An 8,062-nucleotide genomic window follows, 5' to 3' on the forward strand; every position below is an offset into this window, starting at 1 on the left:
TACCTTTAAAATTCATATATTCAGGTTTTTATGGACGATTTAACCCTGCGTTATTTTGACGCTGAAATGCGCTACCTGCTTGAAGCCGGAGAAGAATTTGCCCGCGCTCACCCCGAGCAGGCGGCAATGCTCAATCTTGATAAAGCCGGCGCGCGCGACCCGTACGTGGAACGCCTTTTTGAAGGCTTTGCCTTCATGATGGGGCGGCTTCGCGAAAAGCTCGATGACGACCTGCCTGAACTGACAGAAGGGCTGGTCAGCCTGCTGTGGCCGCATTACCTGCGCACCATCCCGTCGATGTCGGTGGTGGAGTTCACACCCGACTGGCGTGAGATGAAAGAGCAGATGCGCATCGTCAAAGGTTTCGAAGTGAACTCGCGGCCGATCGGTGAGAAGGGCACGCGCTGCCGGTACACCACAACTAAAGAGATCACCCTTCTGCCGCTGTCGCTGGAGCACGCCCGCCTGTCGACTGACCCGAACGGGCGTTCGGTCATCAGCCTGAGGTTTAACTGCAGCCATCTTGCCGACTGGAGTCGTGTCGATCTCAGCCAGATCCCGCTCTACTTCAACGCTGATGCACCGCTGGCCTGCGCCATGCACGAAGCCTTTACCATGAACACTGCGTGCCTCTGGCTGCGGATGCCCGGGGACGTGGACAGAAGACCGCTCGACGGGTATTTCAGCGCGCTGGGATTTGGCGATGATGACGACCTGTGGCCGAAGGGCAGCAGCAGCTTTAGCGGCTATCAACTGCTGCTGGAGTACTTTACCTTCCGCGAGAAATTCATGTTCACCGGCCTGCGTGGTCTGGAGAGCGTCGTCTTCCCGGCTGAGCTTCCCTGGTTTGAAATTGACGTGGTGCTGGCGGAGCGCTGGGAGCATGATTTCAGCTTCACCGAAAAGCATCTTCGGCTGAACTGCGTGCCCGTGATCAATCTGTTCCCACTCGAATCCGATCCGCTGACGCTAAATTCATTGCAGACTGAATACCTGCTGCGGCCGATGCGCGTGCAGGATGGTCATACCGAGATTTACGCGGTCGATTCGGTGATGTCATCCAGCCAGCATACCTACGTGCCGTTCTCGAGCTTCCGCCATAAAGGTGGAATGATGCGCCATGAAGCGCCGGAATATTATTATCACACCCGCGTGCGGCGCGGTCCGTCAGGGCTACACAATACCTGGCTTATCCTGGGTGGCGAAGCCTTTGACAACCACACCGTCCCGGAAGATGAAAGTCTGTCCCTGACGCTCACCGGCACCAACGGCCAGCTACCGCGACGGGCGCTGCAAAGTACCGTGCTCGATACGGTGATGAAAACCACCTCGGCCAGCATCGTCGTGCGCAACCTGTGCGCGCCAACGCTGCCCTGTTATCCACCGGCACAGGATCGTTTCCACTGGCGCGTGCTGAGCCATCTCGGCAGCGGGTTTCTGTCGATGATGGATAATGCCGACGTGCTGCGGGGTACCCTGGCGCTGTACGAGTGGACGGACAGTGAGATGAACCGCCGTCGCCTGGAAGCCATCATCGACGTGAAGCACGGTGAAACCGAACGATTTGAGCAGGGCTACCTGGTCCGCGGCGTCCAGATTGAAGTGACGCTGGACAGCCACGGTTTTGCCGGACGCGGCGACATCTGCCTGTTCGGCGAGATGCTGAGCCGCTTCTTCGCGCTCTACACTGACATCTACCTGTTTAACCGCCTGATTATTATCCTGCAACCGACCGGAGAGCGCCTGGAATGGCAAGAGAAACACAACCGCCGCATTCCCGGCTGACGCCACGGCTGGAGGCCGATCTTCACCGCATTAACTTTTACCGTTTATGTCAGCTGCTGGAGAAGCGTAATCCTGGAAGGCCGCTGATGGGCTCAACCAGTCATCCCGCCGATGACCCGGTACGTTTTGCGCCGCATCCGGGGATGGGGTTTCCGGTCAGCGAACTGAAGTCCGTTGAATATGACGAAGACAATGGCGGTAAGCCTCCGGTTATCCGCACAACCTTTATGGGCATGTACGGCGTCGACTCACCCTTACCGACGGCCTATCTCGATGACATCACCCAGCGCCGGGAAGGGCATGAGGCGCTGCAGGGCTTTCTGGATATTTTCAGCCATCGCATCCTGACGCAGTTTTACCGCATCTGGCGTAAATACTCCTACCCGGCCACGTTTGAGCCCGGCGGAACCGACAGCATTTCACAGTCGTTATTGGGTCTGGTGGGGCTGGGAATACCGGGTACGGCAAATCATATTGCCACGCCAGTGTCGCGTTTTCTGGCACTGCTGGGAGTGCTGCAGCAGCCGGGCAAAACCCAGGAAGGGATGCAGGCACTGGTGAGTCTGCTGGCTCCCGATACATCCGTGCAGGTGAGTCCGTATTGTCTCCGATCTGTAGAGATCGACAGGCCGCTGGGTTTTTACGGTGACGAAGATTTTCTGCTGGATGGTAATACGCCGCTGGGTGACGAAGCGATGGATGCCGGTAGCCAACTGCTGGTTGCTCTCGCAACGGATAATGAACGGGAAGCGCAGGGCTGGAAGCCGGATGGCCAGTTGTACCAGGATTTTCTGGTTATGCTGCGGGTGTATCTGGGCTGGCGGTTCAAGGCCAGAATCACCCTGACCACTTCAGTCCGACTGCTGGCCGTACCACCGCTGGGTGAAAACCCTTTCTGGCTGGGAATGAACGGCGTGCTGGGCGCCGAAGATAATAGCCATCCTGATGATATTCCTGAAACCTTTACGACAGAGCTGGGCTATTACAGCGGGCTGGAGCCCGCGAAACCACAACAAGGAAACCGACGTGTTACGTACAAGTTTAACTAAGACCACGCGCTGGTTGATGCCTCTGATGGCGCTCGCTCTGACAGGTTGCGGCGTGATGCAGAGCGTCACCGACGGTACTAAATCGGCGTTTAATTCTGTGTTCTATAAAAAAATTAAAATCCTGCACCTGGATTTCACCGCGCGTGAGGCGCTGAACACCGACTCTCGCGAAAATAACTCGCTTTCTGAGCCTGTCGTGGTCCGGGTTTACCAGCTCAAAGACCGCAAAATCTTTGATAAGACGGTTTACCAGCAGCTGCTGGAGGTCGATGCCAGCATTCTGAAAGACGACATGCTGGCCAGTCGTAATGTCGTGGTGAAACCGGGCGGTGATGCAAGCCTTGATATGCCGATGGAAGAAGAGGCGCAGTTTGTCGCGGTAGTGGGGCTGTTCCGCCATCCGGACATGACCAACGACACCTGGAAGCTGGTTATCAAGCGCAGCGATCTGGATCCGGATAAACCGCGCATTCTGGAAGCCGGCGAGAACCATCTGACGCTGCAACCGCTTAAGGATGACTGATGCCCCAGGGACATAACACGCCTTCGCTGTATGAGATGCTGACCGGAAATTTTACCGGCGGCCTCGATCTGCATCAGGTCACTGAAGAAAATCAGGTCATCCTCTCGGTGCTGGATAACATGCAGCGCGTTCTTAACTGTCGCGCCGGCACGCTGGCGCATCTGCCCGACTACGGGTTGCCTGATATGACGAAAATCCTGCAGGGTATGCCGGGAACGGCTCATGAACTCATGAGCACCCTCTCGACTGTCCTGCTTAAATATGAACCCCGACTGAAAAAAATAGACGTGGTTCTGCTGGAGCAGAGCGTACCCGGCGAACTGCGCTATGCCATTGACGCTGAGCTCAAAGGGATTGGGCTGGTGCGCTACGGCACCGAGTTTATGCCCGAAGGGCGGGTTCTGTTGCGGCATCTCAGGCAACAGCAGTATCTCGACACGTCAACCCGTATATAAGGTCAGAAAACACCATGTCATTAAAATCACGGTTCCTGAAGGAGCTGCACTCCCGGCAACCCGCTCCGGTTTCTCCTGGCAGTAAGAGTCAGATTGATATTGCAGAGTTTCGCCTGCGAATGGCGCAGCTTCAGACGCAGATGGATGAGTGGCTGACGGGGACCGGACTCAACGTAGAGCCACTGACTATATCCGTTCCGGACCTGCTGGTGGAGGGCGGGGCTTTTGATATTTCCGGTATCGTTCTGCGTTATGACAGTCGGGCGGTAAAGTTTATGCCGATTTTTCTGTATGGACAGGGCGTGGCTGGCTGTGTCGAAATAACATTCTGTTCCGGGGAAAAGGTTATTTCTCAAGGTCGCCTGTTCATGCGGGTGGGGAGTGTGAGTGACTGGACCTTTACTTTCCCTGATACGCCATCCCGGTCAGGACAATTATTCGATGAAGGTGTTTTTTTTGGCCTGATTTTAGCGCTGTTGTCATAGCGATAACATTCATTCCTTTTATTCGTCATTGCATTTTTAATCGCAAAATAGCCTTACACCTCAACTGACGAAATTAACCAATACGGATATGCAGGCTCTCCAGGATGACCACACATATAACGTTAAAAACCGGCGGCGACCCGCGTACGCTGCCAGATTACGCCGCCCTCCGCGATGAAATCAGCAAGCTGACGCATCCTGCTCGCCCGGATGTGAACTGGCAATATGTCGAAAAACTCTGCCTCTCTCTGTTTGAACAGAACGGCGTGGAGTTGCAGACTGCGGCCTGGTACACCCTTGCCCGTACTCACCTGTCTGGATTAGCTGGCCTGAACGAAGGGCTGGCAATTCTGGAGGCCCTGATTAGCCACCAGTGGGACTTTTTCTGGCCGAAAGCACTACACGCGCGTCTGGAAATCCTTAATGGTCTGAGCCAGCGCCTGCAGCAGCGCATGCGTATGCTTCCATTCAACAACAGCCATCTTAGTGAGCTTTATAGTGCTGAAGCGTTGCTTATCAGCCTGAGCGCAGTGCTCCAGCGCCTTGAGCTCAAACACCTTAGCCAGTTCGATACGTTACGAACGTTGATACGTTCAAGTGCTGAACGGCTGGAAAGCAGTAATGACGCATCAGATTTGAATGCGATGATAATGCCCGGTCGCGAATTCCCTCAGGAGAGGGCAGAACCGATTGACGAAGTGAAATGGGTCTACGTTGTGCAGCAGGAAAATCAGCCGGATAAAGAGGAGCGTCCGACAGCGCACGGGTCTGTCAGAGCATGGAAACCCTTTGTCGCCGGGATGTGTTCTATGCTGGTGGTTAGCCTCGCCGTGGCGTGGGGTGGGGGCTTTCTGTCGAGACCCGATCCATTAACGGCTCAGGTCGTCGCTTCTCTCGCACCATTACCTGAAGCGCTAACGCCTGTTCAGCAAGACGCATTAACGCAGCGAGGCACTTTACCGTCCACGTTTATCTCAGATACGCAGCAGCAGCTTGCAAGACTGGATAAACTGCCTCCTGACTGGAATATTTCCTACAGCCTGCAGCTGTTAGAGCAGCTCCAGACATTGCGGCCTGAAGAGGCTAAGGCGCTGATAATACAGTGGCAAAAAAAGTTTAACGCGACGGCGTTGCCGGTAGACGCAATGAACAGCTGGCATCAGGGGATGATGACGCTTCAGCAACTGAGTGATCGGCTGAGTAGTCTGGATGAGCAAAAGGGAAAATATATAACCGTAAGTGAGCTTAAATCCGTGGTTTTTTCAACTATGCAGTCATTTAACCATGCGATACCGGCTGAAGAGCAACTCAGGCGCCTGTCGCAGAATCCTGCAGGAATTGCGCTCCCTGAAGCTGAAAAGACCCAGCTTGAGCTGCATCTAAAGCAACTGGCAGTGCGTTATGCTCAAATAAAGCAGGATGCTTCCGCTCAATGAGTTTTTGCAGCGAACGGGCTAATTTGGGCGAAAAACAGAGGTAGGTCAAAGTGTCCCCTGCAGGAATCGAACCTGCAACTAGCCCTTAGGAGGGGCTCGTTATATCCATTTAACTAAGGGGACGAGGCGGCACGAGTATACCGTTATTTACACTTTGCGTTAAGCGCATTGCCGCCTGACTGCTCAAAGAGTCACCATTCAGGTTGATTTTTTTGCCGCTTTATCCTTATTTGCCTGCGCCTTAAGTTCTGCTTTGCGTTTATTAGACATGTCGTTACGTATTTGGGCATGACTTAACAGCGCGAAGATAAACGTTCCGCCGCAGATATTCCCTGCCAGCGTCGGAAGGGCGAACGGCCAGAAAAAATCGCTCCAGTGAAGCGTGCCGTTAAAGACCAGATAGAGTATTTCAACGGTACCGACCACGATATGCGTGGTATCCGCCAGCGCAATCAGCCAGGTCATCAGTATGATCACCACAATTTTAGCGCTGCCAGCTGAAGGAAACATCCATACCATCGTGGCGATAATCCACCCGGAGATGATGGCATTAGAGAACATTTCGACCGGCGTGTTTTTCATGACATCCATACCGATCTTCACAAACGCGTCCCGGGTGGGTTCATCAAAAATCGGCATATATTCGAACGCCCAGGCCGCAATACCCGTGCCGATGATATTTCCCAGCAGAACCACGCTCCAGAGCCGCATCAATAAACCGAAATTACCGAGGGTAGGGTTTTGCATCACCGGCAAAACGGCGGTTACGGTGTTCTCAGTAAATAGTTGCTGGCGGGCCATGATGACGATAATAAAGCCGAAGGTATAGCCGAGGTTCTCCAGTAAAAATCCGCCGGGTACGCCCTCCAGCTGCACATGAAATATCCCTTTCGCGAGCAGCGAGGCGCCCATTGACAGTCCCGCAGCGATGGCTGACCAGAAGAGGGCCATCGCGTCACGCTCCATCTCCTTTTCGCCATCCTGGCGGATATGCTCGTGGATGGCCATCGCGCGGGAAGGGAGGCGATCTTCATCAATTTCTATCTTCTCACCGCGCGCTTTCTCCTCGCTTTCAATTTCATGTTCCTCATTACTCTCGCCAATTTTTTCTTCGCCCACGTCTTTCATATCTGCTCCCGGAGGTTGATCTTTCTTTTAAGCGTAGCGGCTTTTGTCGGGATGCCTGTGGGGATGCTCTTAAATTGGCGGGAATGACAACAAAGGTGATACATCTCGTTCAAAGACATTATAAAATTGCCAGCGAAACGAATTCCAAAAGTCAGGCTATGCTGAGATCAGAGTCACGGTGATTACTGCCCGTAATTGAACTCATAGACATCGGTAAACGTGCTGTTACAATCACTTGCACGTTTTCAGACGGAGCGCCAGATGCTCCGTTACGGATGGCAATCAACGATAGCCATACTGAACAGGGAGATATTTATGAAACTTCGGCTGTCGGCGCTTGCGCTGGGCGCGACGATGCTCGTGGGCTGCGCCAGCTCCGGGGAGCAAACGGGACGCTCCGATCCTCTCGAAGGATTTAACCGTTCTATGTATAGCTTCAACTACAACGTGCTGGACCCGTACGTGGTTCGCCCGGTGGCAGTAGCATGGCGCGATTACGTTCCACAGCCCGCGCGTAACGGGTTAAGCAATTTTACCAGTAACCTGGAAGAGCCTGCGGTGATGGTCAACTATTTCCTGCAGGGCGATCCGTATCAGGGGATGGTGCACTTTACGCGCTTCTTCCTGAACTCCCTGCTGGGGATGGGCGGTTTTATCGATGTCGCAGGTATGGCAAACCCGAAACTGCAGCGTGAACAGCCGCACCGTTTCGGCAGTACGCTGGGGCATTATGGCGTCGGTTACGGCCCTTACGTTCATCTGCCGTTCTATGGCAGCTTCACCGTGCGTGATGATGGCGGCGATATGGTCGATACGCTGTATCCGGTCCTGTCGTGGCTGACCTGGCCGCTGTCGATTGGTAAATGGACGGTGGAGGGGATTGAAACCCGCGCGCAACTGCTCGATTCAGACGGCCTGCTGCGCCAGTCTTCCGATCCGTACATTATGGTGCGTGAAGCGTACTTCCAGAATCATGACTTTATCGCCAATGGCGGCAAGCTGAAGCCGGAAGATAATCCAAACGCGAAGGCTATTGAAAACGAACTCAAAGATATTGATTCGGAATAAATAAAAAAGGTGAGCAACGCTCTAATGCCGATCAGTTAAGGATCGGTTGACCGATCCAGTGGCTGTGTAAGAATCCGGAAATGCTCACCCGTTTCCGGATTTTTTTATGCACATTGGACAGGCTCTTGATCTG

General features: G+C 54.0%; 8 protein-coding genes and 1 tRNA gene. 7 read left to right on the forward strand and 2 right to left on the reverse strand.

The features are described from left to right. The first annotated feature begins 30 nt into the window (after positions 1–30). The 6 genes from tssF (at position 31) to URZ40_RS06230 (ending at position 5,733) form a co-directional block, all read left to right on the forward strand. Positions 31–1,785, forward strand: coding sequence for a type VI secretion system baseplate subunit TssF (gene tssF / locus URZ40_RS06205; RefSeq protein ID WP_316380571.1), 1,755 nt, complete (start codon positions 31–33; stop codon positions 1,783–1,785). Continuing rightward, positions 1,749–2,834 (forward strand): type VI secretion system baseplate subunit TssG, encoded by a 1,086-nt coding sequence (tssG, locus tag URZ40_RS06210; protein WP_316380570.1) that lies wholly within the window; start codon positions 1,749–1,751, stop codon positions 2,832–2,834. Before tssF ends, tssG begins: the two co-directional genes overlap by 37 nt. Beyond that, positions 2,812–3,357, forward strand: coding sequence for a type VI secretion system lipoprotein TssJ (tssJ, locus tag URZ40_RS06215; protein WP_316380569.1), 546 nt, complete (start codon positions 2,812–2,814; stop codon positions 3,355–3,357). Before tssG ends, tssJ begins: the two co-directional genes overlap by 23 nt. Further along, entirely contained in the window at positions 3,357–3,812 is a 456-nt protein-coding gene (gene tssE / locus URZ40_RS06220; RefSeq protein WP_316380568.1) for a type VI secretion system baseplate subunit TssE, read from the forward strand. The genes tssJ and tssE overlap by 1 nt, the downstream gene beginning before the upstream one ends. Before the next feature lie 14 nt (positions 3,813–3,826). After that, positions 3,827–4,297: a hypothetical protein gene (locus URZ40_RS06225; RefSeq protein WP_320720050.1), complete on the forward strand. Its 471-nt coding sequence runs from the start codon at positions 3,827–3,829 to the stop codon at positions 4,295–4,297. 104 nt (positions 4,298–4,401) lie between these two features. Next, complete coding sequence (locus URZ40_RS06230; RefSeq protein ID WP_320720051.1) at positions 4,402–5,733, forward strand: VasL domain-containing protein; 1,332 nt, start codon at positions 4,402–4,404, stop codon at positions 5,731–5,733. A 51-nt stretch (positions 5,734–5,784) separates the two neighbouring features. Here the strand turns inward: URZ40_RS06230 and URZ40_RS06235 are convergent. Continuing rightward, positions 5,785–5,856: transfer RNA gene (locus URZ40_RS06235), tRNA-Arg, on the reverse strand. A 75-nt stretch (positions 5,857–5,931) separates the two neighbouring features. Beyond that, positions 5,932–6,861, reverse strand: coding sequence for a formate/nitrite transporter family protein (locus tag URZ40_RS06240; protein ID WP_116338496.1), 930 nt, complete (start codon positions 6,859–6,861; stop codon positions 5,932–5,934). 315 nt (positions 6,862–7,176) lie between these two features. On the opposite strand from URZ40_RS06240, the gene mlaA reads away from it, so the two are divergent. Beyond that, positions 7,177–7,929 (forward strand): phospholipid-binding lipoprotein MlaA, encoded by a 753-nt coding sequence (mlaA, locus tag URZ40_RS06245; protein ID WP_061097503.1) that lies wholly within the window; start codon positions 7,177–7,179, stop codon positions 7,927–7,929. Positions 7,930–8,062: the final 133 nt, after the last annotated feature.

Source organism: Enterobacter sp. 296B2 (genome assembly GCF_034106185.1).
Lineage (GTDB): Bacteria > Pseudomonadota > Gammaproteobacteria > Enterobacterales > Enterobacteriaceae > Enterobacter > Enterobacter cloacae_N.